Consider the following 26,447-nt stretch of genomic DNA (forward strand, 5'->3'; position numbering starts at 1 on the left):
CTCATTGTCAAAAAAAAATAAGGACTTACACTATAAGAGCTTGTTGAACGCTCAATTTTGGGCGTCATGAATAATCAACAGCCCCTAATCAACTTGCTGCTTGTCAAAATATGATTGAGATTAAAGCTACGCCATTTTTTTTACGTAATTTACGCAGTAATCAAATCGCAGGAATGTGGTTGTTTCTTGGGTCTCGGCGTTGCTTTGACTGGGTTGCACCAACACCATTGCAATTTTTGTTCTGGGGAATTGCAGGCTGTTCTGCCAATACCTTATTTAGTTGGTTGGTTGCCAATGGTCAAGGTGAATTTAACTCTCAGGGTTTGGTGAGCTATTTGCTGTGGCCGTTTTTGGCCTTGATTGCCGGTATTTTTATTTCGCAACGAACTGAAATGTCACGGGTCATGCTGGTGCCTGCATTGTTGTGGTTGATCCTCGATGTGCATGTCGCTTTATTGCAAAGTTTATTGCAATATCTAGGGCAACTGGATTTACTGCCTTATTTTACCTATAGTTTTTTACCGCATCTGTTTATGCTGTTGTTTGTCTGGCAAAGTTTGGCCGTGGTATGGGTATTTTCTCGTGCGTTGAAATGGCCATGGTGGGAGCGGGGATTGATTCTTGCAGCGACTTTGTTTACGTTGGTGGTGTGGCAGTCATCGGTAAAAAGTCAGCCCATCTGGAAAATTGAAGATGTTGAACCAACATTTTCAGAAAAAGCGTTATATGAACAATCGTTGCTGCTCAATCAAAATTTACAGGCTTTGCAACCAAGCAATTATACCGATACGCAATGGTATTTTATGGGGGTTGCCGGTGCAGGTTATCAGAATGTCTTTAAATCCGAAATTGAGCGGATTAAGGAACAATTCGATACCCGTTTTGGTACTTATGGGCGTTCTATTGCCTTAATTAATAATGATGCCACCACGGAAACCCTGCCGATGGCAACGCATATTAGTATTCAAAATAGCCTCAATCGTATTGGTGCTTTAATGAATCGTGAGAGTGATGTGCTGTTTCTATATATGACTTCTCATGGGTTGGTGAATCAATTTGAACTATCACAACAACCGATAGCCATGGAGCCGGTTGATCCGAAGTGGCTGCGACAGGCACTGGATACAGCTGGGATCCGCTGGCGTGTGATTGTGATTTCATCATGCTATTCCGGCAGCTTTATTCCGGCATTACAATCACCAGATACCTTGATTATTACTGCTTCGGCAGCTGATCGTAGCTCATTTGGCTGTAGTAATGAAATGGATTATACCTATTTTGGTCGGGCATTTTTTGATGAAGCCATGCGGGAAAATCATGCACTAAAAACTGCATTTGCACAGGCGCAAAAAACTGTGAAACAATGGGAAACTGCGCAGGGCTTTGAACCATCAGAGCCACAATGGGTCATTGGCGAGAATATGAAACTAATTCTGCCTCAATTTGAGCGCCGATTATTTCCTGATACCACATTGAATATGCCACCTCAAAGCAGCAATATTCCTTTTTCACTCAAAGCGGAGCATTAATTCATGACATTAGAATTCATACAAAAGCATCAATGTTTTGCTGGTGAACAACATTTTTATCAACATCAGTCAACTGCTGTGGCATGTAAAATGAAATTTGCAGTGTATTTGCCACCACAGGCTCTAGCAGGAAAATCCTGTGCCGCAGTTTTTTATTTGGCCGGTTTAACCTGTACCGAAGAAACCTTCGCCATCAAAGCACATGCCCAATATTGGGCCAGTCAGTTGGGTTTGATTCTGATTATGCCGGATACTTCCCCTCGGGGAGAAGATGTTGCAGATGATGTTAATTGGGATTTAGGGCAGGGCGCAGGATTTTATCTTAATGCGACACAACAACCCTGGGCTGCACATTTTCGCATGGAAGATTATGTGGTCAATGAACTCTATGATTTGGTAAAAAAACAGTTTGCTCTTGATGGTGACAAGATTGGTATCATGGGACATTCAAAACAATGTTTTTTTGAAAATATGGAAACTATTTTAGTTTCTTGATTTTTATAGATTTTATTTAATGGTTTGTGAATTCCATAAAAAAATCCATATTTTCATTAAAAACATTAAAACTTCTTATTCAAAATTCCATATTTTTATCAATTTTTTAAGTTTATAGGAAGGTCAAATGGAAATTAAAGAAATACAATCAATACAGGATCTAGAATCTATTGGTTCATTGGAAGATGTTATAGAACAACTCAATAAGAAAATCTTTCCTCTGTTTATTAAGGCTGATAGTTTTGAAGATTTATTTCAGAAGTTAAGTGTATTAAAAAAGAACTGGGTACCTTTTATTGAAGGTCCCTTTGTTTCAGAACAAGCTAAATATATTTATTGCTTAACTGAATTAGAGGGTGAAAGTAGAAATAAAGTTCTTGGAATTAATGATGAGTGTTATGAAAGTGTTGAAGCAGCGAAGAAATGGAGACGAACGATAGAAAGTTATGTACATCCTGATAAAGGTGGTAGTAGCCAAGCATTTGATATTTTAAGAAATTTGTACGATGTTATGGTAGATGATGAGGAATATGAAGATGACTGATAAAAATTCAATCGTAGTATATTCAGCAGAAGATCTAACCATTACATTTCCTGCTCCTAGCTGTCATTTGACTGAAAAAGAAACATCTAAAACAAGAAGTTTAATAAAGGAAACTAGTATTTATACACCTGACTCGAAGGGTTATCTAAATACTAAAAGCTTACCTCATTTGATGGGAACTGATAAGAAAGGTACTAATAGATTCTATAATAATTTAGATAATGTAGATAAATTTGAAAATGGGGCTGAGAGATACGCATCTATTGAATCGGTTACTAAAGAAGTTTCTAAAAGGTTACAAGAACCTAGAGATACATTACAACGGGAAAGACTTAGAGATTCAGAAAATTGTATAAATGCTTTTAGAGATGCACCCGAACTAGAAAAAATCAGAGAGATAGAAGAGTCGAAAAATAGAAAAGAGCAATCAAATTTAAAATTTAAAAAAATCAGACTAGAAAATATTAAGAATTGTCAGCTTTCGGGCGATCCACTTGAGAAAGATGCACATGCTCATCATATTGAGCGTAGAGCTGATAAGCCTAGGCTTGCGAGAGATCTCAATAATATTGTCGTTGCCAATCAAAATCCTCATGATGAAGTACATAGAGAGAATGCAGAGTCTAGGGAAGAGTTAAAAAAATTATGTGAGAAAAAAGGATGGAATGATCCGACTTGATAATTTTACTCGTTTTAAGATTTACTATAAGTCATTTATACAATTGAATGGAATTAACATGGAAATAATTGAGAAGCATGCTTCATTTGGTGGTTGGCAAGAAGTATATAAACATCATTCTGAAGTACTGAAATGTTCAATGAAGTTTGCAATTTATATTCCACCACATGAGAAAGATGAAAAATTACCCGTAATCTATTGGCTTTCTGGTCTTACTTGCAATGAACAAAACTTTATTACTAAAGCAGGTGCGCAAAAATATGCTGCAGAGAATAAAGTCATTATTGTTGCTCCAGATACTAGCCCACGAGGTGAGAGCATCTCAGATGATGAAGCTTATGATTTAGGGCAAGGCGCAGGTTTTTATGTTAATGCAACTCAAGAGCCTTGGTCAGAAAATTATAAAATGTATGATTATATTGTAGATGAGTTAAGGGCAATAATTGATAGCAACTTTCCTACAAATAAAGTTCAAAGTATTATGGGGCATAGTGCTGGTGGACATGGGGCATTAGTCATTGGTTTAAGAAATCCTGATATATACAAGAGCATTTCTGCATTTTCGCCAATAGTTGCACCCTCTCAAGTTCCTTGGGGGGAAAAGGCATTTACTGCTTATCTTGGTAAAGATCAGGCTTTATGGTCTGATTATGATGCTGTCGAGCTAATCAAATCTAGTTCCGTGAAGATGCCTATTTTAGTTGATCAAGGTAGTGAAGATTCTTTCCTAAAAGAACAGTTGAAGCCTGAAATCTTAGCAGATGTATGTAGAGAGAAAGACTATCCAGTTACTTTAAACATGAGAGATGGATATGATCATAGTTATTATTTTATAGCTAGTTTTATAGAAAATCATATAAAATTTCACACATCTTATCTCATTAATTAGTTAACGAATTTTATGTTAGGAAGAATTTTTTTATTAAATTTGTTAATATACAAGTATAAGAGTTCTTCCTACTGATTAAGAGTCGAATATGCCTATAAATATTAGAATGCTTCAAGCAAATCATGGGGATTGTTTTTTAATAAGTCATGTAGATGGCGATAAGATATATAATATATTAATAGATGGTGGAACTAAAACCACCTTTAGTAAAGGGCATCGTCAACGTGTTGAAGGTCCATTACGTAAGTTGTTAAATGAATTAAAAGAACAGAAACAATGCATTGATCTTCTAATACTTACCCATTTTGATGATGACCATATTGGAGGATTAATTAGAGGATTTGAAACTGAGGGTTACTTACAAGAAATGGTGAAGAAAGTTTGGTTTAACTCATCATTAGCTATAACTAATTATTTTGAATGTGAAGAAATTAAAGAAAATAATATATTGATTGCCAGCGATACTGCTCAAACAACACCAGATCAAGGTGCAACTTTAGAAAAATTATTACTTAGAATTGGATGTGAACTCGTACCAATATTAACAACAGGAGAGGAAACTAAATTTGGTCCTTTTACATTTAAAATATTATCACCAACTAAAGAAGTATTGAGAAAACTAGTATGTATTTGGCCTAAAGAAGAAAGTGATGCTGAGACATCAGGTGTAGTAAATGATTATCACCTGACTTTTAATGATTTGCTAGTTGATGAAAATTTTGAAGAAGATGATTCATTAGCAAATGAAAGTTCAATAGCATTTATACTAGAAGCTGACGAAAAAAAACTATTATTTTTAGGTGATGCTCATAATAAAACAATAATTAATAGTCTAAAAAATTTAGGGTATGATGAAAATAATAAATTAAGTGTAGAAATAATGAAAGTATCACACCATGCAAGTAAAAATAATACAAGTATAGAATTACTTAATACTCTTAAGGTTGGGAACTTTCTTATTTCAACAAATGCAAGAAAAAAAGGTTCAGCAAGTAAAAAAACTATTTCAAAAATAATAAAAACCCATAATAAAAGTTTAATTTGGTTTAATTATAAAAATGTTATTGAGGAGATGATTTTAAATGAAAGCGATAAAGATTTATATAAAGATATATTGGTAGAGTTCGATGAATCTAGTGGACTAAAAATATGAACAGACATGATTTTATGACAGTAAATAGTGTAATAGTTAATGATGGAAGTGGTGTTTTAGTTAATGCCATGACAGAAGACTATACGTATGTTTTAACTGCAAAACATGCTGTTTTAGAAAGTAATGTGGTAAAGAGAATAGATGGATCATATATTAATGTTTTAGACGTTTTTAAACATGAAAATGATAAAATAGATTGCGCAATTTTGATTGTTGATTATCAACCTGATATTAAGCAGAAGACACATTACATAGGAAGCTTACCTGATTTAGCTTCATTGGTTTTAGTTGGATATCCGATCTGTAGGCGAAATGCAGATGATAAAATTAGACATCAGAATGGAACTTTTGTAGAACACTTAAATAATGAATTTGTTTTGAGTGCTGACGGTATTCCTGGTCAAGACATAATTATGGGAATGTCTGGAGGAGGTGTATATTTTATAGAGAATGATAATGCATATTTAATCGGTATAGAACATAGAATGGATGGAACTATTAGAGAAGAATTTTTTGGTAGGTTGAAATGTAACTCTTTAGCTTTATTTGATGAGATTATCCAAAATTATAAAATTCCACCAATGATTCCAAGTTTTTTAGAGTGTTTTTCACGAATTAAAGATGATATTTTTAAATTTAATGTTGTAAAGTCATCGAATGTTGAAAAACTTAAATCCTATTTAAATCATATTGCTGAAAATTTGATTAAAGATGGTTTATCACCATATATTATAATGCAGAGATACAATGAACAATTAGTACTACTAACGAAAAATATTGAGCATTTAAAAGAAAAAGAACTATGGATAGCATATTGTGAGTTTTTAATTATATGTTTGATTGTAGATTCTCCTCAAATAGCAGATGAAAACTATTTAAATGGTTTGGATGGAAAAAGAAGATTGCTTTATTATAATTCAACTGAAAATTGGACTCGCAAACTACAAGAAATATTAATTTATGCACAAAGTGTTTTTATTGATAAAGGGACTTTGATTATTAGTTCTCCAGAGTCACATGCAATGTTATATCCTCATAAAGAAACTTTAGCTGATGTTGTAGATGACATTTCACAAATTCCTCTAGATGGTTATGGAGATGAAATAGATAATACATATGAAAAACTTTATGAAAATTTGGTGATTACACATTTACAAACATTAAATAATCATTGTGTTTCACAACATGAATATAAGTATAGAGATTTAAAACCTCGTGAAATGATTAATTTCTTTAAAGGATCATATTATGAAATTATTAAATGAGCCGAAAAAAGTTGAATTTCTAGACTCCGAGTTTCAAGAATTTAAATTTGAGCTTTATTCATCATATATAGAAGACAAACTGTTTATTAGTTGTATTGTATGCTGGAGCAATTCTATTAAAGATACTATTACTCGATGGAGTGAAGTACAAAGTATACTCTCATTAAACTATAAGTCTGAAAGGGAATATGCTAGGTGGAATACTTATCTAATTTTTTTGAATGAAGAAAAAATACCTATTAATGAGAAGTATCGAATTGAAAATGATAAGTTTTCAGCTAGAAAAATTATTTTGGATGGACTTGTAAAATTACCAACAATTTCAGAAGTTGAGCAATTAATTAATATTGAGTTACTTGGAGAGGATATGTACTTAATTAATAGTGAAAGTTTATGTGCAGAAGTTTCAACCCTTATAAATCCGAGTATTTATGAATTAATTAAAGATGTACCATTAGACTCTACAAAAGAATCTAAAAATATAAGAAGTAATGTACTCAATGTTTTGTTCAGGATATTAAACTAATGAAAATAAAAAAAGTTGAAATACAAGGTTTTAGAGCATATAAAACTAAGAGGGATGGTACATTTAACTTCAAATTAAATGAAAATGACGTTTCAAATTTTATTGCAATATATGCACCAAATGGTTTTGGAAAAAGCTCATTTTATGATGCTGTTGAATGGGGTGTAACAGGGAATATATCACGTTATATAACAGATAATAATAGAAAGTATAATGAACAAGCTGCAAGATCTACAAAACAAGATGGTGTTCCACAAATTATATTAAGAAATAAAGATGTAGATTCAAATATACAAACATATGTATCGCTTGAGACTACAATAGGGAATTTTTATAAACCTTGGGTAAAGCCCCGAGTTGATTCTATGGATTTGAAATTCAATGAATCAGATACTGATAAAAAATATATTTTTTTTAGAAATGTAGTATTGTCACAAGATAATATTGATAGATTTATTCGAGAGATAAAACCTGAGAATAGATATAAAAATTTTATGGAGGATTTTTGTGGTGATGTGGAGTATCTAAGAAGAAAATTAACAATTTTAATAAATGAAAATAAACAGAAAGTTGATGATATTAATACAAAGAGGAAGTTGATATTAGAGGAACTTCAAATTCCTATTAATGAAAATGTTTTTGATGAGTATAATAGTTATGTAAGTGAAATCAATAAGTCAGGTGAGACTTTACCATTGGTAACTAATGGTTTTGATTCAACCCTAGAACATGAGATAATTTCTATTTCTAATAGAAGAAAAATTGAAATTGAAAAAAATCTTAGTTATTTGGAATCAGTAAAAATAGTTTATATTGAATCCAAGTCTAAATTAAATGAATTTAAGTCTAAATTAGTTGGTTTGGATGAAATGAGTCGTAATTTAGATGTTTTAAACTCATCATTTGATAAAATAAATAAATATAATGAGTTGTATAATAGTTATCTAGTATATTCAAAAGATCTAGAGGGAGTTGTTGGTGAAATTTCTAAAACTGATGAAGTGTATGGTAATATTAATCAATATGAAATAATTGAAAAAAATATTCAGTCAAAATTAAAAGAATTGGAAATAAAGAAATTAGAAAAATTAAACTGTGAAAATAAAAACGAAGAATTAAGTAAGCTTTTAATTGATAATGAGGCTGAAATATTAAATTTAAATAGAGACATTCACAACTTAGAGGAAAAATTTTATAATTCCGAATCAAAGTTTATAAAGTCCAGAGATTTAAGTGTTGAGATTTCCTCCTTAGATGTCGATATAAGTCTTGATAATAAAATATTAGATTCTTTCAAGTTGGAAAAGAAAGTATTAGATGATGAGGTGGAGAAATTATTGAACTTTGATATCAGTATTAATGGAGTTATTTCAAATAATATTGGAGTAATAGAATCTAATAATGATACCATTGAAAGTTTCTATCAAAATATTTCTAAATTAAGAAGTATAGAGCATACTGAAAACTATGTAAAAGAAGTACAGTCATCATTAAGTAAGCAAATGAATATTGCTGAAAAAATAGCATTACTAGGAGTTGAATATGTTGCTCTAAATGAGACAAGTATATGCCCTCTTTGTCAGCACAAGCACAATACACATAGTGATTTAAAGACTTTTATTGAAACTAATAATTTAGTTACTGAACTAGCACATTCAAATGCAGTGAAAATGGCTGAGTTGTTAGAGGAAAAAAATAATATTGAGGAAATGTTGAATCTAAACTTAAAGGAGTTTGAAAAATCTAAAAACAGTAAATTAGGATTTTTAAATGGTAGACTTGTTGAAATTAATAAAAAAATAAATGAGAAAAGTATTAAAATAAATAGTTCTATTAGTTTGATGTCTAAATTGAAAATTGATTATGATGATAATTTGAAATATTTGGATTATATGGATCTTAATGATTTTATTAATAGTATTAAGCCTAAAATTGATTCTTTTAAAAAGACTCTTGTGGAAAAGCAAAATAGAGTTAGATCTCTTCGAGAAAGCATATCTAAGTTAAAAGATGATATTGGAAAACATGATAATGAATTGTCTTTAATTTTCAATAACATTGCCAATCTCAGAATTAATTATTCTTATTATAGTGTTTTTGAATATTTGAAATCAAAGAATATAAGTGCTGATTTATTTAAATCTTCTTATGCTGATAAAGTTGAAAGTCTTTACAGTACAAAAGAACATCTCAATAAACAGTTATTTAATATTTCTGGTGAATGTAATTTGTTGAAGGAAAATTTAATTGAAAGTAAAAATTGGATATCTTTAGATGAATTAAATTTAAAAATTAATGATTTGAAGAATTTAATTTTTAGTGAAAACTTATATATAAATTCTTTTTGTAATGCAGTAAAATACAAATCAAATGATAATAATTATTCTAAAATAGATGAATTTATTGATAATGCTGTTAATAGTATTGATTTAGAGATGAGTTTGGCTCGAAATTTAAGTTCTAAGTTTGATGTTATATTGGGGCTTATTGCATCGATTAAACCTTATTCTAATAATCTTAAATTGAAGGAGGAGTTAAGTAGAATTGATAGTGAGTTAATTAAATATAATAATGTAGATGATAAATTGTCTAAAGAGCTTGGAAATGTTGTTGGGTATTTGTCTGAATATATTAAATCTTTTTTTTATACTGATTTAATTAATTCAATTTATAAAAAAATTGATCCGCATCCACATTTTAAGGAAGTTGTTTTTGAACCTGATTTTTCAGTTTTAGATAGGCCTTGCTTGAATATTCTAATCAAAGATGAAAAAGATCAAACAATTTCTCCAATTATTTATTTTAGTTCGGCTCAGTTAAATATACTTAGTTTAAGTGTTTTTCTCTCTCGTGCGATTCACGCTAAAGATAATTATGGAAATGCCTTAAAGTTAATATTAATTGATGATCCAATTCAGGCTATGGACTCCATTAATATACTTTCAACAATTGATTTGCTAAGAAGTATTTCTTTGAGATTTGATAAGCAAATAATTATTTCTACACATGATGAGAATTTTTATCGTTTATTACAAAAGAAAGTCCCAACTCACTTTTTTAATTCTAAATTTTTTAGACTTAGTAGCTATGGAGTAGTTGAACAACAAGTTTAGAAATGTAAAGTCAGCTTGCTTTACAAGTTGACTCTTTTATATTCGTGAATTTTACTCTTCAAGATAGCTAATTAAAGAGCTTAATGCATTATATTTATTTTTTATAAGACGGATCTCTCTAGTTTTAATTTGCTTAAGTTGCTCAATTTTAAATTGTAAATCAGGATAGCATCGTTTCAATTCATCATAAATATCAACCTCTTCTCTAAGGCTTAAAATTACTAATTCAAGTTGTTTTTGTTCTTTTACAAGTTCAAGAATTGTATCATTTGTCTCTATACAGAATTGATCTCTGAGATTCATCATTCCATCTGTTTCTGTATATGTTGTATAGGGATTTTTAATATTATTAATTATCAAATATCCTTCTTTTACAAGTCGCTGAACTAAACGATAGACATTTTGGTAATTGATATTATTGTTTTCTACCCCTAAAAGTATAACTTTACTAAATATATCACTGACCTGAAACTCTGAGATTCGATAGCTACATAACACTCTCATAACTTGAGAAAAAAGTGGTAAAGATTCTAAGTTCATGCCAATCTTTGATAAATAATGAGGATTATAGTCCGTGGATTAAAACACTTCAATTCCTGATAGTTCTTGTATTTATGGTTATCAACTATGAATACAGAATTAGCCTTGTCGATTGGCTCTAAAATTAGAGAGGCTCGAAAAAATAAATCAATAAGCCAAGAGCAGTTAGCATTATTGACAATAATTGATCGTAGTTATCTTGGGCGAATTGAAAGAGGAGAGGTGAGTGTGACCGTCGAAAAATTGGCTCAGATTGCCCATGTATTGAACGTAGATATAAAGAGTTTAATACCTTAGCACATGCTTCAATTGAGCATCTATTCAGTTCTAATAATGTCTTTTTCTCATTTTTAAATATTCTTTAATTGCCCATAAGAAGCTACCAACAAGAACTATTTCGAAAAAAGCGATACATCGCATTTTTTCGTAATGTTTTACGAAAATAGGGGTGAAATCAATAATAGACTTTGGTGTTTGATTAGCTTTTTCTAAAAGAAAATGTTGCATCCATTGGTCTAGAAAAATAAATAAAATCATGCCAAAACAAGGCAAAAGCAATATAGTTTTGCGTCTATGCAGAATTTCTAAAAATGTATAAAACTCATTAATCAACCAGTCTTTCATGAAGAATACCTCTAATTTTTGTTGATCTTAAAGCCTATGATTTTATTATCATTTTCCTCATTGAGGAACTGGTTTTCTCGCTTTAACCTATGATTTTCGAAAATTAAAGAGTTGATTTGGCTAAGTTGAACATCATATTTTTCCTGAAGTTCTTTTAATTGCTGCTTGAGCTTTAAAGCTTCATTTTGCATTACAATTTTTGAGTTCTTCTTACTATATTCCTTACCAAGTCTTTTTGCTTCAGCTTCCCTAATATTATCTAATAACTCTGCAAGTTCAGGACGAGAGCGCTTTACAGCACCTCTTTTCAGACCAGCTTCTAGTGCTACCGTATCATTATTGATTTTTGAGCCTTTAGGTACTCTAATAGGCGTATTTACAATTAGACGATTCAGCGCTTCATTAAGATTCACCAAAGCTTTAGACATTTTTTACCTCAATGTATTTCTTACGAAGTTTTTCTAGAAGTTGTTCGACTGCTTTGACTTCTTGCATGTACTGCTCATATAACAAAGACTCGTTTGTATTTAATTTTTCATCAGCAATTTTAGCGTATGCGTTTTTTGCTAATTCCAGAGCATCAATGGAGTCTTCGTTGAAAATTGAATAAGAGCAGGGGATACATGCTGTAATATAAGAAAATCCTAACTTATTACAACCTGAAGTACGAGAGCATCCACCCAGAACTGTTTTCCGATAAGCAATTTTTCCTTCAAAAATATACTTTTCGGTCTGTTTTTTATCAGTTAAAAATACAGGAGCTTTATTTTGATCTTTAAGTACTTGTAGTCTAGTACCTTCACCTCCAAATAAAGGCGTATCTTTTTGTACTACATCCTTTGTGAAATCAGATAATTGTTCATATAAGGTTTGATTTCTATATTCTTTAATTAGACTAGACTCATACTCACTATCTGAAAGGTTTTGATCTTGTATGATATTTTGAGCATTCATATAGTCTTTGCCGTAGTACAGCGTCATATCATAAGTGATATGTTTCAATTGCCGTTTTAGTGTTGGAATATTCACTAAACCACTTCGAGCACTGTATACCGTCAAAGATCTGCGAAACTGGTGGCTAGTAAACTTCCATGGTTTTCCAATTTCAAGTTTATAGTCATCTAACCAATTAATTAATGGATTAAAGATATTTAACTCATGTAAATCATCTTCTGTGAAAATGATGGGATCTATCGCTCTATAAATTGAATAATGATCTTCCATAAATCCGCCTAAAGGCATCTCAAAAATGGGATGGAATGATTTTTCATGCTTAATCGCAAATGATGGAAACAGAGGATACGATTCAAGTTCTAAATGTGAAATGACTCCTCGTTTAGCACACCATGATTGATGTATTTTTGTCAGTTTCCGTAATGTATCAATAACATGGAGTATTACATTAGATGAAACCCAATACGTTGCGACGGCTCCAACTTGAGTAAACTTACTAGTAGTTCCTTTTAAAATCCATGCCGATGGTAGATTTCTTCTTTTTATCTCCTGATACGATACATAATTTAAATTTAATGCTTCTGATCGGCGCATTCCGCTAAAGCACAGTAGTAGAAAGGCACCTAAATTTTGAATAGACTGGATGAAGAATAAGACACGTTGACTAAACCTCATGTCGTATTTTTCGCTTAATTCGGTTAGTCCGTGCTTTTCTAGCATTGCTTTAAATATTTTGGGTTTGTGACGATAATTATTCCCTTCTTTATGTGTATGAAAGTCATTCTCACGAACCAAATTATGAATTCCATTCATAAATGGCTGTATTTCATCAAAGAATTTTAAGCCACTGTCAATAAACTGACCATAAATCCTAGATGGAATTAAAAGAGTCTGCTTGTGTTCTTTCATTTCAGAATGCTGAGCTATTTTTATTTCTTGAATATATTTTTCACTAAATCCAAAATTATCAATCTGATAAAGCATACCTGCTTTATTAATTGAATTTAATATATTTATATATTTCTTTTTACTTTCCCAGCTTAATTCCGATAAATGATTTTTTAAAGATTTTAGAAAAATTCCATTATTTTTTATGCTTGTAAAATCACAATTGAAGTCTAAACATAAATATGCAATTTTTCTAATGATAAAGAAATTACCTTGGATAGTTTTCAATGTAATATTGTTATCTCGTCTTTTTCTTGAGAACATCAAATAAAATAAAACAATTTTTATTTGATGTGACAAAGTATATTTTTGGGGGGATGTGTGGTCTAGATAAAAATTAATTTCAGATTGGTCAGTGTAATTATGTGCGTAGCAACCCAATTCCCAAATTTCACTTTCGAAGTAGCTAAGTGGTTTTCCTAATTGATCTAAGCTAATGACGGTATCATTTTTAGGGTGGTGATTAAATTCTTGTTTCGATGCACCAAATGTATCTGCAATAGCAGGAATATTATTCATAAAAATTCACACCTAAATCTGTAAGTGTATTGAGCATAATTTTAAAAAAAGGGCTTAATTTTCCAGTGCTTATTAATTTGGAACTAAGCATAATAGTTAGTTCATTCTTGGGGTCGTTATTAAGAATAGAATCCAAAACATCATTTATTTTTTGAATAACAAGAAAAATATTTTCTGAGTTTTGGTTAGAATTTGCCATTTCAAAAACTTTTTTAGCTGATAAAAGCTTATGAATATCTTCTTTGTCTGTATGGATGACATAGTTTTCGCAAAATAAACATGAAATTGGGTTTGAGCAATTGGGTGTATCTAGGTCAATATTTTGATAAATGCTATGAAGTTTAGGTATCTTAGAAAAACAGTGCCCCATGTCAGTATTTAAGGTATCAGTTAAATTTAGCTTTATAGTTGAAATATTCTTCGAGATGATAGGTGCTGAAGTAGCGATACTTTGAAAAGTATTGCTCATTTCATCTAAGACTTGAAATTCTGTAGCTTCACTGTATGAGCTAGCAACGATTTGTGGAGTGTTACCTAATTTTTTGGCAACTATATTTAGATTTTTACTTTCATTATGATAAATATTTGCAATAGTGGATCTTAACTTTGATAAGGGAATCCACTCTATTTCATGAAAATGTTTTATAAACCATGTCCTAAATATATTATGTTGATTTTCAGAATAAGATATAATAAAGTTTTCTTTATAAACTGCTTTAGTATTATTTAAACCTATAAAAAGTAAATTCTCACTTTTATCTGTATTGTAATTAAAATTATAATTTTTTATTATCCACTCTCTAAAGTTTAAATAATCTAATAATATTTTTCGAAATTTCAAAGGTAAAGTTAATTCAATATTTTTATAGCCAGCTCTCGGTTTTGTGGTAATAACTCTCATCCCTTTTGTTGAAGAGTGTAAATCTTTTACGTCAGAGACTTTCAAATTGTATATTTGTGATGTGTTTAGTGCTGATGCTGATACAAAACAGTTTATAAATGCCGTGATTGCTAAATTCGAAATTTTTGCATTATTTTGATTAATCTTATCTATATTATTCTGTTCTATTTTATTGTTATTAAATACTTCATAAAATGAAATATCAATATTGTTTTTTTCATTTTTTAAATGAATTGGTAGACTCTTTTTGTTAATTAAAAAGTCAGAAAAAGTTAAAAAAATTGTTTTATTTATTTCGAAGAAATTTTGAAATTTATATTCGTCAACAGGAATATTATGTTCTTTATGCTTGGATGCAATTTCTATATAAGAGTTTTTTACTTCTTTAATATTAATCTCTAGTGATCTTGATAAGATTTCTGCAAAAACATGTTGTTTTCTATTGTATTGACCAAGATCTGTAATCGAATTTTTAAGTTTGGTTGCTCGATCCATAATTAAATATTGTGTATAGTCTCTATATATATCTAATGCTTGAGCCCTTTCCTGTAATTCAAATATACCATAAAGAGAGTAGAGTTCTTTAATTACACTTCTAATCACTTTAAAATAATGTTTAATTGAGGCATGAGAATACCTTTGAGTCATATCTAAAATATACTCATGTAAAGGCGAGATTAACTCTATAAACAATGATTTTTTATCAACTAACGCGTAATGTGTTTGTCTATTCATTGCTGTATGATTTTGAAAAAAAATTGTACCAAAATCTAAGTATGAAATTTTTCCAACAACTTTTAATTTTAAAACGACATTAGGCAAAAAAGAAGTAGATAGGGCGTCATAATCTTCTGGGAACAGATATTTAATGTCTCTTTCTTCAAACATGATTTTTAATTCATCCCTTGATAGTTAAATAGTATTTCTTCAAACTTTTTGTCCATCTCGGTATTGAGTTGTGAATAAGCAATGTACCTAACATAGTGAATTGTACTCATGATATTTCGATGACCCATTCGGCTTTGTATATACGGTAAAATTTTATCAATATCATTGACATGCTTTGAGGCAGATAAAAGTAGATTGACTCCAAAAGTTGCACGTAAATCATGTAGAGTGAATGTCTTTATGTCTTCTTTATTCTTGTGCATTAGATCAATCAACTTAGTCAGTGCTTGTCTGGCTGCATTACCTCTATGTATTGAAGACTTTATTTCTTTTGAAAATAATTGAAGATTACGATCCTCAATTTCTTTGATGGATGTGTAGTATGGGTTTCCATGTTTAGTAAGAAAGACGTAATTTTCATCTTCAACTTTATAAAGGCTCTGTGATGCTCTTTTCTTCCAAGATTCAGAGCTTAAATATTGAACTATATCTTTGATTAACCATGCTGGTACTTTCAAATTGTGTTCATAGCCACCCTTGGTATCAATAATTGATTTTCCGCCTATTCGAATGCTGTAGGTATCATCAACACTATTCGGCATTTGTTTAGTAAGTAACTCTTTTATATGAAATGCTCTTAACGTACAGATAGTCTGTAATCTTGCCCCAGTGTATAGAGCTATATAGCAAATAAGTTGAAAATCTCTAGAACTATATTGTTCTAAATATTGAAGAAAAATTTGTTGTTCAATCGTAGAAAGTGGATGAAGTCTTCCACCATCGATAATTTCATTTCCATATCGAGGATTAGGGCTATGCCGAATTTTCAGATTTGAACTATTTACCTGTTTTGTATAAATATCACCTGAAGAAGTAATACATGACACATAGGTTTTAATTTTTTCATATGGTCGATTCTTTAATTCATCAGGAGTAAATACATTTTCTGCAATTAAGAAATCATAAAATCGTAAAATTCTGTTCATCCGTTGACGAGCAGTGCTTGGTGAAATTAAACCAAGTCTTATTCTTTGCAAAAGTGATGTATGAAATTGATAAGTCACTCTTTTTTCAGGCTTAGGAGGGAGGTGCAATATATCTAATTCATTTTCCTCTAAGAATCTTAAAAAATCTATTAAGTCTGATGCAACAGACTCTAATAGAGCTGTGCTTTTTTTCTCATCGATGAGTAAGTGATTGAAATAATTTGAAGATAAATGCCATACAGTATTGTCACTTTTGATCAATGACGGAAATCTTGGACAATAGATACTTTCCATTTGGTCAAAGCTATTTGTTATGGAGTCAAAATAGGTTGGACGATATTCTTTTATAAAATTTATATGGGCTTTAGATTTGGAAAAATACGGCTCTAATTTTTTGCTCATGTTTACCCACTCACTAAATAGTATCTATTTACAACATGCTATAAATTCCATATAGTTTTTACAGCACGTTGAAGAAGCATACTACACAAAGTACATTGTCCATGGGCGGACATGGCGCACTGACACTGGCATTTAAATATCGGCAAAAATTTCAGTCGGTGTCTGCATTTGCACCGATTTGTGCACCATCCCAATGTCCATGGGGGGAGAAAGCCTTTAGTCATTATCTCGGTGATGATCAAACCACATGGCAAGCGCACGACACGGTAGAGTTGATCAAGGCGCAGGGTAAAAAATTTGATAGCATTTTGGTTGATCAGGGTAAAAATGATCAGTTTTATGCTCAACTGCATCCAGAAAAACTGCAACAGATTTGTGATCAGGTCGGGCAGCCTTTAACACTACGTTATCATGACGGTTATGATCATGGTTATTATTTTATCCAGAGCTTTATTGAAGATCATTTAAAGCACCATGTAAAGTATCTCAATAGGTGATGAATAGATTAGGGTATTGATTGACTTCACGACTTGGATTAAAAAAATTAAAAGGAGGCAGGTGATGAGCAATAAGCATCCTTTGTGGTTAGAAATACAAAAAGGTGAAAGTAAAACTCTGGAATTTAAACAACAACTTCCGAAAGGACAACAAATTGCCAAAACGCTGATTGCTTTTGCCAATGGTAATGGTGGGAAGCTGATTATTGGTGTGACTGATGATCTGGAATTAGTGGGAATCAGCGATGATGTCTTCGAGTTGCAGGACAAAATCAGCTCAATGATTGATGAGTTGTGTCGTCCAAGTCTATTACCACATATCTATATTGAAAATATTATGGATAAAGAGTTACTGGTAGTTGACGTAGCGCGGGGTAGTTTAATGCCTTATTATTTAGCACCTCTTGGGCGTGAACAGGGTGTTTATATTCGTCTCGGTGCAAATAATCGGGTGGCATCGGCTGAATATATTCAACAACTTGAATTACAGCGTTTAAATAAAAGCTTTGATGAGTTGGTGAATTATCAATACCCTTTAGAAAAATTAGATTTAACGCGATTAGAAGAAGCATTTCAGGAAGTCAATAAAACCCTGAATTTAGACAAACTGCTTAATTTAAAACTGGCAGTCGAAGAACAAGGAACATATTTTGCTACGCATGGTTTGCTTATTTTACTCGGTGAATATGAACATGTCGTAACACAATGTGCCCGTTTCAAGGGCACAAACATGAGTGTGTTCCTAGACCGAAAAGAATATACAGGCAACTTATTTTTACAACTCACTCAAACTGAAATTTTTATCAAAAATCATTTATCTTTACGTGCTGAAATTCGAGGATTAAAGCGCCACGATTATCTGGAAATTCCGGAGAGTGCCATTCGTGAAGCCTTAATTAATGCCTATATTCATCGGGATTACAGTAACTTTGGACGTAATATTAAAGTTGCTATATATGATGACTTGGTAAATATTGTGTCACCAGGCGGATTACCGAATGGTTTAACCGAAGTCGATTTATTACAAGGCCGTTCGGAAATTCGTAACCGTGTTTTGGCGAGGGTATTTAGAGAGTTAGGTTATATTGAGCATTGGGGTAGTGGTATTCAGCGGATTCAACAAATGTGTAAAGCAGAAAATTTACGAAGTCCTGAATTTGTGGAAACTGGTGATTTTTTTGATGTGAAGCTATATCGTCCGAAAATACAGACAATCAAGAATGATTTTAAAGATGCAATAGGTGGCTCAATTGAAGATTTTAGTGGCTCAATAGGTGGATCAATTGAAGATTTTAGTGGCTCAATAAGTGGCTCAATGCAACAAAATCATTTGACAGAACGACAGAAGGAAATTTTGGGTCTAATTCAACAAGACCGTAAAATTTCATATCGAGAAATGGCTGATAAGCTACGCATTAATGATTCCGCAGTTAAAAAACATTTAGAAAATCTAAAAAATTTAGGCTGGTTAGAGCGTGTGGGTAGTACGCGTGGTTATTGGGAAATTAAAAAAAAGTTTGATGTACAAACATAAGTTTTTTATTTAACACGAATGATCAGTAGTGATAACAACAACTTAAATCCAGCAACTGAATGAGAAGGCTTTAAGGAAATAATGATGAATGTCTTATTGAAAAAAGGAAATGAGAATTATTTATAATATCCATTTTTCTTTTTGGATTGGATCGTTTAGAATCTTGTTTTTCTTTAACAATAATTGTTTTATAAAATGAATAACGATAGTTTAAATGATCCTGTTTCTAATGATCCATTGTCAAATCATGGTGGTTCAAGTGAATCTGTTCCGCCACAATTGCCTGACTCCACATCAATTCCTCCAGCATTTGATCATGTTGAATTGAGCAAAATCTGGCGCTTTGCTTTTCGTGGCACAGGGCTGGAATATTTTAAAATCTGGATTACCAATTTATTTCTCACCATTATCACCCTAACACTTTATGCGCCTTGGGCAAAAGTTCGGCGTCTGCGTTATTTTTATGGTAACACTTACCTAAATCGTCGCAAATTTGATTTTACTGGTATACCGGTGCGAATTCTGGTTGGTCGTTTAATTGCATTGGGGCTATATTTTATCTTTATTCTGGTATCTCAATTATCAGTTGAAATTTATGCCATTGCTTTTATCGTTATTATGCTGTGTGTGCCGTGGCTCATTCGTTCCAGTACTCGATTTAAGGCAAGAAATAGTAAGTATGAAAATAGCCGTTTTTATTTTTCAGCGTCTATGAAACATACCTATTGGGTATTTTTTTGCTGTGTTATCATTACTGTACTAAGTTTGGGAATTTTATATCCAATCGCACTATTATGGTTTAAGCGCTATCAGCTTAATCATTTATATGTGGGCCAATTACAGTTTAAACTCAAAGCAGAAGCAGGCGATTTTTTTGTTGCGGTCTTATTACCTAGTCTAGCTTTTATGGTTTTGATGATCATTGCCATCGCTTTGGTTGCTTTTAGTTATTTCACCGGATTTTCCCCAGAAATTGCTATTGGACTGGCCGGTATTTTATATATTCTGGCGATTTTTTATCTGGGACCATTGATTCAGGGTTATTTATTTAAAGCAACTTGGTCAAATGTTGAGGTAGGTTCCAGCCAGATGCAGACCGATATTAATCCATGGAAATTTGCATGGATTCAAATGAGCAATAGCATTGCCATTATTTTTAGTATCGGCTTACTTTATGCTTGGGCGATGGTACGGATTTACCGGTATAAAATTCAGTCATTGAGTTTAACCTTTAATGATGATCCACAGCATCTGATCAATATGGCGCAGAAAGATTACAATGCCATAGGTGAAGAAGTTGCTGATATTTTCGATTTTGATATTTCCCTGTAATGGTGATGGATAATCATGATGACAAGCACACAGATTCACTATTATGATGGCAAAATTAACCATGTTCATCTGGCAGAGCTTTTGCCGCATCCGCAGGGTGCAATCGTGCGTTATGGCGATGAGGAAAAATTATATACGTTCGATCAGATGACCTATATCGGCGCACTCGGTAAAATTTTACCTGTGATCGAGTTACCCAATGATGCCCGTATTGAGTTTTTAACTGCTGATGTGCCGGAATGGTTGCAGTTAAAGCAACGTAAATTATCTGAACGTGTGCATAAAATTGAAGGCAGTTGGCGCTGGATTGCGGTAAGTTTTGTCGCAATGATTGTGGTGGTTGTGACTACATTTAAATGGGGAATTCCTTTTGCAGCCCATGAAATTGCCATGCAGTTACCAGAAAAAACGCTGAATACTTTGGGCAATCAGGCACAGCAATTTATCATTGATCAAACCGAAAAAAGCGAATTAACGCCACAAAGACAGCAGCAGATTCGTGCCCTTTATCAAAACAACATTCAAGCCACTCGACCAGCAACCATTGTCTTTCGTAAAGGTGGCAATTTTATCCATGCCAATGCCTTGGCTGTACCGAATGGCACCATTATCCTGACCGATGAACTGGTAAAACTGACTAAGAGTGACAATGAGTTACTCGGTGTATTGGCACATGAACAGGGCCATCTCGATGAGAAGCATAGTTTGCAACAAGCCTTACAAAGTCTGGGGATTACCATTTTATATGTTGCGTTGACAGGGGATAGCTCGGACATTTTAGGTGGTTTGCCACTGGCAATGGTCTCTGCCAAATATTCCCAGAGTTTTGAATTACAAGCAGATCAACACGCCATTGCCGAAATGCGACGTATGAACGTTTCACCTCAATATTTAGCCGATTTTTTACAACGCTTAAGTCAAGAAAGTGGTGAAGATCAGGAAGCCAGTGATTTTTTACACAGTCATCCGACCACGGCAAAACGCATTGCACAAATAGAGGCCCAATCCCCTTGATTTGATATGGCTTGCATTAATTTAACCATGTGATTCTGTTATACTGATGCCAATATTGCATTGTCAGGTGAATCATGTCCAAGCCTTATTTAATCGCACCTTCCATTTTATCTGCCGATTTTGCCCGTTTGGGTGCAGATGTTGAAAAAGTACTGGAAGCCGGTGCAGATGTTGTCCATTTTGATGTGATGGACAATCATTATGTCCCCAACCTGACATTTGGTGCACATATCTGTAAGGCACTCAAAAATTACGGCATTACAGCACCCGTCGATGTCCATCTGATGGTATCGCCTGTGGATCGTATGATTGGTGATTTTCTTGAGGCCGGTGCAGACATTATTACCTTTCACCCAGAAGCATCAGCACATATTGATCGTTCCTTACAATTGATCAAATCCGGTGGGGCAAAAGCTGGGCTGGTTTTTAATCCGGCAACGCCATTACATTATCTGGATTATGTGCTGGACAAAGTTGACCAGATTTTATTGATGAGTGTCAACCCGGGCTTTGGCGGACAAAAATTTATCCCGACAACGTTGGATAAATTGCGTCAGGCACGTCGAATTATTGATGCAAGCGGTCGGGATATTCATCTGGAAGTTGATGGTGGGGTAGGTCCCGGTAATATTCGAGAAATTGCAGAAGCGGGTGCAGATATGTTCGTGGCTGGTTCAGCGATTTTTGGTAAACCCGATTATAAAACCGTGATTGACCAAATGCGCAGTGAGCTTGCCAAAGTGGGCAGTCTTACTACCTAAATGATCATAGATATGTTAATTTAAAGTATGGACTTCCATAATTATGGAGATATAGAATGAATACGACTTTTGATCCGCTTATATCTGAGTTTGATAGTTCTGATGATGCAGAAAAATATGATCTATGGTTTCGTGCAAAAGTAAGAAAATCACTTGCTGACCCACGTCCTTCCATTCCACACGATGAGGCGATGGCTCGTATTCGAGCTGAACTAAAAAAGAGGATTGCCGAGCGTGCTAACGGTTGAATGGCTGGAGAGCGCAGTTCAGGATGTGATTGAAATAACATCTTACATTGCACAATTTGATCCAGTAGCTGCAATGGATATGACAGATTTATTTGAGGTTACTGCGGAAAAAATTCCGGATCAACCTTATACTGGCCGCCCTGGACGTGAGCTTGGTACACGTGAGAAAATTCCACACCCTAGATATGTGATGGTTTACCGTATAACAAATTCGAGCATTCAAATTGTGAATGTGCTGCATACGAGTAAACAGTATCCATTTTCAATGGATTAAGCATCTTAAATACAAAATTGAATATAGAAACAGGAACAATAATGGCAATCAAATCAGATCGCTGGATTCGTGAAATGAGCGAAAAGCATGGCATGATTGAACCCTATGCAGCTAATCAGATTCGTTATGATGAGCGAGGTGAAAAACTCATTTCTTATGGCGTATCAAGCTATGGTTATGATGTGCGCTGTGCCCGTGAATTTAAAGTCTTTACCAACGTCCATTCTGCAATTGTCGATCCAAAGCATTTCGATGAAAAAAGCTTCATTGATATTGAAGCAGATGTTTGCATCATTCCACCTAATTCCTTCGCTCTAGCCAGAACAGTAGAATATTTTCGTATTCCGCGTAATGTACTCACCATATGTTTGGGTAAATCTACCTATGCACGTTGCGGTATCATTGTGAATGTGACACCACTTGAGCCGGAATGGGAAGGACATGTCACTTTGGAATTTTCCAATACCACCAATTTACCGGCACGAATCTATGCGGGTGAAGGTGTGGCACAAATGCTCTTTTTTGAAAGTGATGAAGTGTGCGAAACCTCTTATAAGGATCGTGGCGGGAAATACCAGGGACAGACGGGTGTAACCTTGCCTAAAGCCTAAAATTTGATTAGTCTAAAGGCTAGACACTAAGAGGTATGACATCATGAATCTGGCATATCGACACCATAAAATGACTGAAGAAGAATATCTTCAGGCAGAGTTGCTTGCGGATATTCGCCATGAATATATTGATGGCGAAGTTTATGCCATGGCAGGTACAAAGAAAAATCATAATATTATTGCTGTGAATATGCTGAGTCTATTACAGCAACATTTGAGAGGAAAATCGTGTCAGCCTTATGCCTCAGACATTAAAGTTAAAGTGAATAAAAACTTTTTTTACCCTGATGTGATGGTGGATTGTAGTGAGGATGACAATGAATACTTTACCGAAAATCCTACAATTATTGTTGAAGTATTATCCAAGTCTACACGACAATATGATAAAACCTTGAAACGGGAACAATATCTAAAAATACCGACCTTACAGGAATATATTCTGATTGAGCAAGACTTTGTTGATATAGAAATCCAGCGACGCAGTAATGGCTGGCAATCGGAACATTTTTATCTGGATGATCCGGTACAAATTCCCGCAATTGGTCTCGAAACTACGGTGTCTCAAATTTATTATCGAGTTAAAAATGAAGATATGGAGGAGTGGTTGCTTAAACAGGAGGAAAGCGAATGAATTTTGCTTATCGATTTCACTAGCTTCATATAGAATAGAAATAATTTGTATTAGAACAACAGATAAATATTCGCCATGAATATATTGATGGTGAAGCCTATGCCATGGCTGGTGGTACATTACAGCATGGTGGTTTGATGATCAATATCTCCAGAGCAACAGGAAATCATCCTAAAGGCAAATCATGTCGGGATTTGCCGAAAGTATTAAGGTGAAAGTTGATCAGGGATATGGTGTAGCAGTTTTATATGAGTTTCACTATTGGATGAGTACGAAACCCGACAAACGGTTATCTTTTTTATCTTTATGAAAAACAATCGAAAATTTTAATAATTCAACCCACAAAACAGTATTTTTAACAAAACGTTTGTGGCATATTGCTTTTGATCATCGCATAATGCAAAGTAAGTAAAAACTGGGATAGAGTTCTCAGTTATTTAAGTGAAGTGATGTAATACAACAATAATCATCACACAGGATGTACAACAGATGTGTAAGCATCTAGATAGGACGAGTAAGCTTATGATGGGCTATTTATCTGTGTCATTAAGATTATCTGCTTTAACTGTAGCATTACTCACTGCTACGTCTGCAACTTTTGCACTGGAAAAGCTGGATGATGCCACACTTGCCGATGCGACGGGTGAAGGGATTGCGTTTTTACCGGAAAATTCGGTGATATTATTTCGTGGAACTGACGTAGGTGCTACAGAAAGCACGACAACAATATTAACTGACCGCACACATGATACTGGCTATATTAATTTTATTCCTGTTGGGCCTTTAACCACACAAGCTGCACAATCTGGGGCTGGTAAAGCAGATGTTTACTTATATGGTTTAGCGATTTCGAAAGGCGATGGTGATTTAAATAGACGGCTTAATGCTGTTGATCCAATAATACGCTCTTGGGGGACCGCAGATAATCCGTGGTTATTTAAAGTTGAAACAGAACATAATGTACCTAACTTTGCCCCTACTGGCACAGATAGTGTGACGTATCTTGCTTTAGAAACACCATTACATCATTTATATACACTGGATTATACAGATAGTTCAAAAAATGTGATCAACAATATTCCAAGCTCTGGTGAAACAGGTGCAGATGCTTATAATCTGAAATTAGCGATGTGGGCAGATGCCTTTGTTTTAGATCCACGAAAATCGGCAACGGATGAAACTCGTTATCATTATAATTATACTAGTACACCCGATCCCAATCGAGCCAATCGCTTACGTTTACAAGTTATCTGGGATGGTTTAAGTATTAATGGTAGTGACATTCGTTTATTCCAGACTTTAGGTGGTGCAACCGGTATAGCAACCAGTGGTAATGCTAAAGATACGGCATATAACCATACTTTGGGGCTAGCAGGCGTATTACGTTTTAATAGTGGTGATACAAGAAACCTAAAAGCCTCACGTACCAATAGTACAGTGACCAGAGCTGTAAATAATGTAGCAACGATGCGTTATACAACAACTTATTTAGGACGCCCAGGCGCTTCAAGTGGTGGAGCACATACAAATCCTGCTAATTTATATCGACTGCGTACTCTGGATACACGTGATGATTATTCCGCAAGTTCATGGACGATGCCTTCATTGGAAGATATCGGTGTCTTGCGTTTAAGCACAAGGGAAACAGGTGCTACCCAAGGTATTTTGGATTCGCCGGCGATTAATGCTGTAAATGCACCAAATTTTGATGCAAATGAAGGGTTGCACTTATATGGCACCAATATTAATTTGGTTCTGGGAAGCCTTTACCAACCTCTAATTTTAAATAAAGACACCAGCAGCAATAATCTAGTATTGGAACTAGCAGCTATTCCGAATAAAGCGGATATTTATAAACAGATTTATACTGCCTATTCAGGTTATTTAGGTGATGCAACAGCCAGTGAATACAAGGGTTCAACCTGTAATGTTTATGCCTGTGGAACACCGATTGAAATTAATGGTGTGAAAACTTATCAGGGTAATAATGCGACACATAGTAGTATAAGTATAGGTACTACCGAATATGACCCAAATACAGGATTAATGACTGCATTTAAAGGAACAACGACTCAAGATTCTATCGGCGTATCTTTTGGTGCATTGTCATCTTCTAGTACAGCCGCCTATTCCCGATATTATTATCAATTGCAACAACAAACCCGCAATCGTAATGGTAATAATCGCTGGAATTATATTAATTCTTCAGGAGGGAATTGGGCTGCCACAAATAATTGTAATGAAACAAATGGCGGTTGTTATCAATTCAACAATACGAATGTTGCATGGCAGAATGTAGATTCTTTTAATGTGCCAAGTATTGTGAGTGAATATAATCCAACGACCAATCATGGCGCTGTAAGTGTTACCGGACAGACAAATCCTGTGGTTCCTGCCTGGAATGCTCTGCCTACTTGGGACGCAACGACAGGTTCAGGTGCAAATTTTAGCGGTACAACTTGGACCAGTAATCCTGCACCAACATATCAATCAACAATATCTGCATCACCTTCTAATAACCTTGGTTCAGTTGTTATTGATGGTATGTTAATCCAGCATATGAAAATTACCACCAAAGGATTGTAGGAGA

Annotated in this window: 24 protein-coding genes and 2 pseudogenes; 20 read left to right on the plus strand and 6 right to left on the minus strand. The window is 33.6% G+C overall.

What is annotated here, in order from left to right; all coding sequences use genetic code 11:
- Nucleotides 1-110: 110 nt before the first annotated feature.
- The 9 genes and pseudogenes from CRO21_RS03025 to CRO21_RS17600 all read left to right on the plus strand — a co-directional run bounded on the left by CRO21_RS03025 (nt 111) and on the right by CRO21_RS17600 (nt 10,193).
- On the plus strand, nt 111-1,529 hold the full coding sequence (locus CRO21_RS03025) for a C13 family peptidase (RefSeq protein ID WP_097077843.1): 1,419 nt from the start codon (nt 111-113) through the stop codon (nt 1,527-1,529).
- A 3-nt stretch (nt 1,530-1,532) separates the two neighbouring features.
- Nucleotides 1,533-1,979 (plus strand): annotated as a pseudogene (locus tag CRO21_RS03030) (alpha/beta hydrolase-fold protein); the annotation flags it as partial.
- A 172-nt stretch (nt 1,980-2,151) separates the two neighbouring features.
- A complete protein-coding gene (locus tag CRO21_RS03035; protein ID WP_097077845.1) occupies nt 2,152-2,568 on the plus strand; it encodes a hypothetical protein in 417 nt (138 codons plus the stop codon).
- A complete protein-coding gene (locus CRO21_RS03040) occupies nt 2,561-3,247 on the plus strand; it encodes a hypothetical protein (protein WP_097077846.1) in 687 nt (228 codons plus the stop codon). Before CRO21_RS03035 ends, CRO21_RS03040 begins: the two co-directional genes overlap by 8 nt.
- A gap of 58 nt (nt 3,248-3,305) precedes the next feature.
- Nucleotides 3,306-4,136 (plus strand): S-formylglutathione hydrolase, encoded by an 831-nt coding sequence (gene fghA, locus CRO21_RS03045; RefSeq protein WP_097078122.1) that lies wholly within the window; start codon nt 3,306-3,308, stop codon nt 4,134-4,136.
- Between the two features lie 88 nt (nt 4,137-4,224).
- Entirely contained in the window at nt 4,225-5,289 is a 1,065-nt protein-coding gene (locus tag CRO21_RS03050; RefSeq protein ID WP_097077847.1) for a ComEC/Rec2 family competence protein, read from the plus strand.
- A complete protein-coding gene (locus tag CRO21_RS03055; protein ID WP_097077848.1) occupies nt 5,286-6,554 on the plus strand; it encodes an ABC-three component system protein in 1,269 nt (422 codons plus the stop codon). The genes CRO21_RS03050 and CRO21_RS03055 overlap by 4 nt, the downstream gene beginning before the upstream one ends.
- Complete coding sequence (locus CRO21_RS03060; RefSeq protein ID WP_097077849.1) at nt 6,538-7,080, plus strand: ABC-three component system middle component 1; 543 nt, start codon at nt 6,538-6,540, stop codon at nt 7,078-7,080. Before CRO21_RS03055 ends, CRO21_RS03060 begins: the two co-directional genes overlap by 17 nt.
- Nucleotides 7,080-10,193, plus strand: coding sequence for an AAA family ATPase (locus CRO21_RS17600; RefSeq protein WP_213064389.1), 3,114 nt, complete (start codon nt 7,080-7,082; stop codon nt 10,191-10,193). Before CRO21_RS03060 ends, CRO21_RS17600 begins: the two co-directional genes overlap by 1 nt.
- 51 nt (nt 10,194-10,244) lie before the next feature.
- Here the strand turns inward: CRO21_RS17600 and CRO21_RS03070 are convergent, their stop codons facing one another.
- Nucleotides 10,245-10,733, minus strand: a complete 489-nt coding sequence (locus tag CRO21_RS03070; protein ID WP_097077850.1) for a hypothetical protein — start codon at nt 10,731-10,733, stop codon at nt 10,245-10,247.
- An 87-nt stretch (nt 10,734-10,820) separates the two neighbouring features.
- On the opposite strand from CRO21_RS03070, the gene CRO21_RS03075 reads away from it, so the two are divergent.
- On the plus strand, nt 10,821-11,030 hold the full coding sequence (locus CRO21_RS03075; RefSeq protein ID WP_097077851.1) for a helix-turn-helix domain-containing protein: 210 nt from the start codon (nt 10,821-10,823) through the stop codon (nt 11,028-11,030).
- Between the two features lie 30 nt (nt 11,031-11,060).
- On the opposite strand, the gene CRO21_RS03080 is transcribed toward CRO21_RS03075, so the two are convergent.
- From CRO21_RS03080 to CRO21_RS03100, 5 genes are read right to left on the minus strand one after another with little or no spacing between them, the layout of a single operon-like run.
- Nucleotides 11,061-11,357: a hypothetical protein gene (locus CRO21_RS03080; RefSeq protein WP_097077852.1), complete on the minus strand. Its 297-nt coding sequence runs from the start codon at nt 11,355-11,357 to the stop codon at nt 11,061-11,063.
- Between the two features lie 11 nt (nt 11,358-11,368).
- Nucleotides 11,369-11,785 carry a hypothetical protein gene (locus CRO21_RS03085; RefSeq protein ID WP_097077853.1) on the minus strand — a complete coding sequence of 139 codons (417 nt, stop codon included), beginning with the start codon at nt 11,783-11,785 and terminating at the stop codon, nt 11,369-11,371.
- On the minus strand, nt 11,778-13,778 hold the full coding sequence (locus tag CRO21_RS03090) for a site-specific integrase (RefSeq protein ID WP_097077854.1): 2,001 nt from the start codon (nt 13,776-13,778) through the stop codon (nt 11,778-11,780). The genes CRO21_RS03085 and CRO21_RS03090 overlap by 8 nt, the downstream gene beginning before the upstream one ends.
- Nucleotides 13,771-15,567 (minus strand): hypothetical protein, encoded by a 1,797-nt coding sequence (locus CRO21_RS03095; protein WP_097077855.1) that lies wholly within the window; start codon nt 15,565-15,567, stop codon nt 13,771-13,773. The genes CRO21_RS03090 and CRO21_RS03095 overlap by 8 nt, the downstream gene beginning before the upstream one ends.
- Before the next feature lie 5 nt (nt 15,568-15,572).
- The gene (locus tag CRO21_RS03100; protein WP_097077856.1) at nt 15,573-16,955 is read right to left on the minus strand and encodes a tyrosine-type recombinase/integrase; all 1,383 of its coding nucleotides are present in this window, start codon (nt 16,953-16,955) and stop codon (nt 15,573-15,575) included.
- Nucleotides 16,956-17,053: 98 nt separating this feature from the next.
- Between CRO21_RS03100 and CRO21_RS03105 the strand changes: the two are divergent.
- The 10 genes and pseudogenes from CRO21_RS03105 to CRO21_RS03150 form a co-directional block, all read left to right on the plus strand.
- Nucleotides 17,054-17,452 (plus strand): annotated as a pseudogene (locus CRO21_RS03105) (alpha/beta hydrolase-fold protein); the annotation flags it as partial.
- A 64-nt stretch (nt 17,453-17,516) separates the two neighbouring features.
- Nucleotides 17,517-18,986 (plus strand): AlbA family DNA-binding domain-containing protein, encoded by a 1,470-nt coding sequence (locus tag CRO21_RS03110; RefSeq protein ID WP_097077858.1) that lies wholly within the window; start codon nt 17,517-17,519, stop codon nt 18,984-18,986.
- Between the two features lie 195 nt (nt 18,987-19,181).
- Nucleotides 19,182-20,318 (plus strand): YjgN family protein, encoded by a 1,137-nt coding sequence (locus tag CRO21_RS03115; RefSeq protein WP_097077859.1) that lies wholly within the window; start codon nt 19,182-19,184, stop codon nt 20,316-20,318.
- An 18-nt stretch (nt 20,319-20,336) separates the two neighbouring features.
- A complete protein-coding gene (locus CRO21_RS03120; RefSeq protein ID WP_171293969.1) occupies nt 20,337-21,332 on the plus strand; it encodes a M48 family metallopeptidase in 996 nt (331 codons plus the stop codon).
- A 74-nt stretch (nt 21,333-21,406) separates the two neighbouring features.
- A complete protein-coding gene (gene rpe / locus CRO21_RS03125) occupies nt 21,407-22,093 on the plus strand; it encodes a ribulose-phosphate 3-epimerase (RefSeq protein ID WP_097077861.1) in 687 nt (228 codons plus the stop codon).
- Between the two features lie 56 nt (nt 22,094-22,149).
- On the plus strand, nt 22,150-22,341 hold the full coding sequence (gene relB, locus CRO21_RS03130; RefSeq protein WP_097077862.1) for a type II toxin-antitoxin system RelB family antitoxin: 192 nt from the start codon (nt 22,150-22,152) through the stop codon (nt 22,339-22,341).
- Nucleotides 22,328-22,615, plus strand: a complete 288-nt coding sequence (locus CRO21_RS03135) for a type II toxin-antitoxin system RelE/ParE family toxin (RefSeq protein ID WP_171293970.1) — start codon at nt 22,328-22,330, stop codon at nt 22,613-22,615. The genes relB and CRO21_RS03135 overlap by 14 nt, the downstream gene beginning before the upstream one ends.
- 41 nt (nt 22,616-22,656) lie before the next feature.
- Nucleotides 22,657-23,226, plus strand: a complete 570-nt coding sequence (gene dcd / locus CRO21_RS03140) for a dCTP deaminase (protein WP_097077864.1) — start codon at nt 22,657-22,659, stop codon at nt 23,224-23,226.
- A gap of 43 nt (nt 23,227-23,269) precedes the next feature.
- On the plus strand, nt 23,270-23,857 hold the full coding sequence (locus CRO21_RS03145) for a Uma2 family endonuclease (RefSeq protein ID WP_097077865.1): 588 nt from the start codon (nt 23,270-23,272) through the stop codon (nt 23,855-23,857).
- A gap of 525 nt (nt 23,858-24,382) precedes the next feature.
- On the plus strand, nt 24,383-26,443 hold the full coding sequence (locus tag CRO21_RS03150; protein ID WP_213064397.1) for a hypothetical protein: 2,061 nt from the start codon (nt 24,383-24,385) through the stop codon (nt 26,441-26,443).
- The last annotated feature ends 4 nt before the right edge of the window (nt 26,444-26,447 follow it).

The organism is Acinetobacter puyangensis, from assembly GCF_900096995.1.
Lineage (GTDB): Bacteria > Pseudomonadota > Gammaproteobacteria > Pseudomonadales > Moraxellaceae > Acinetobacter > Acinetobacter puyangensis.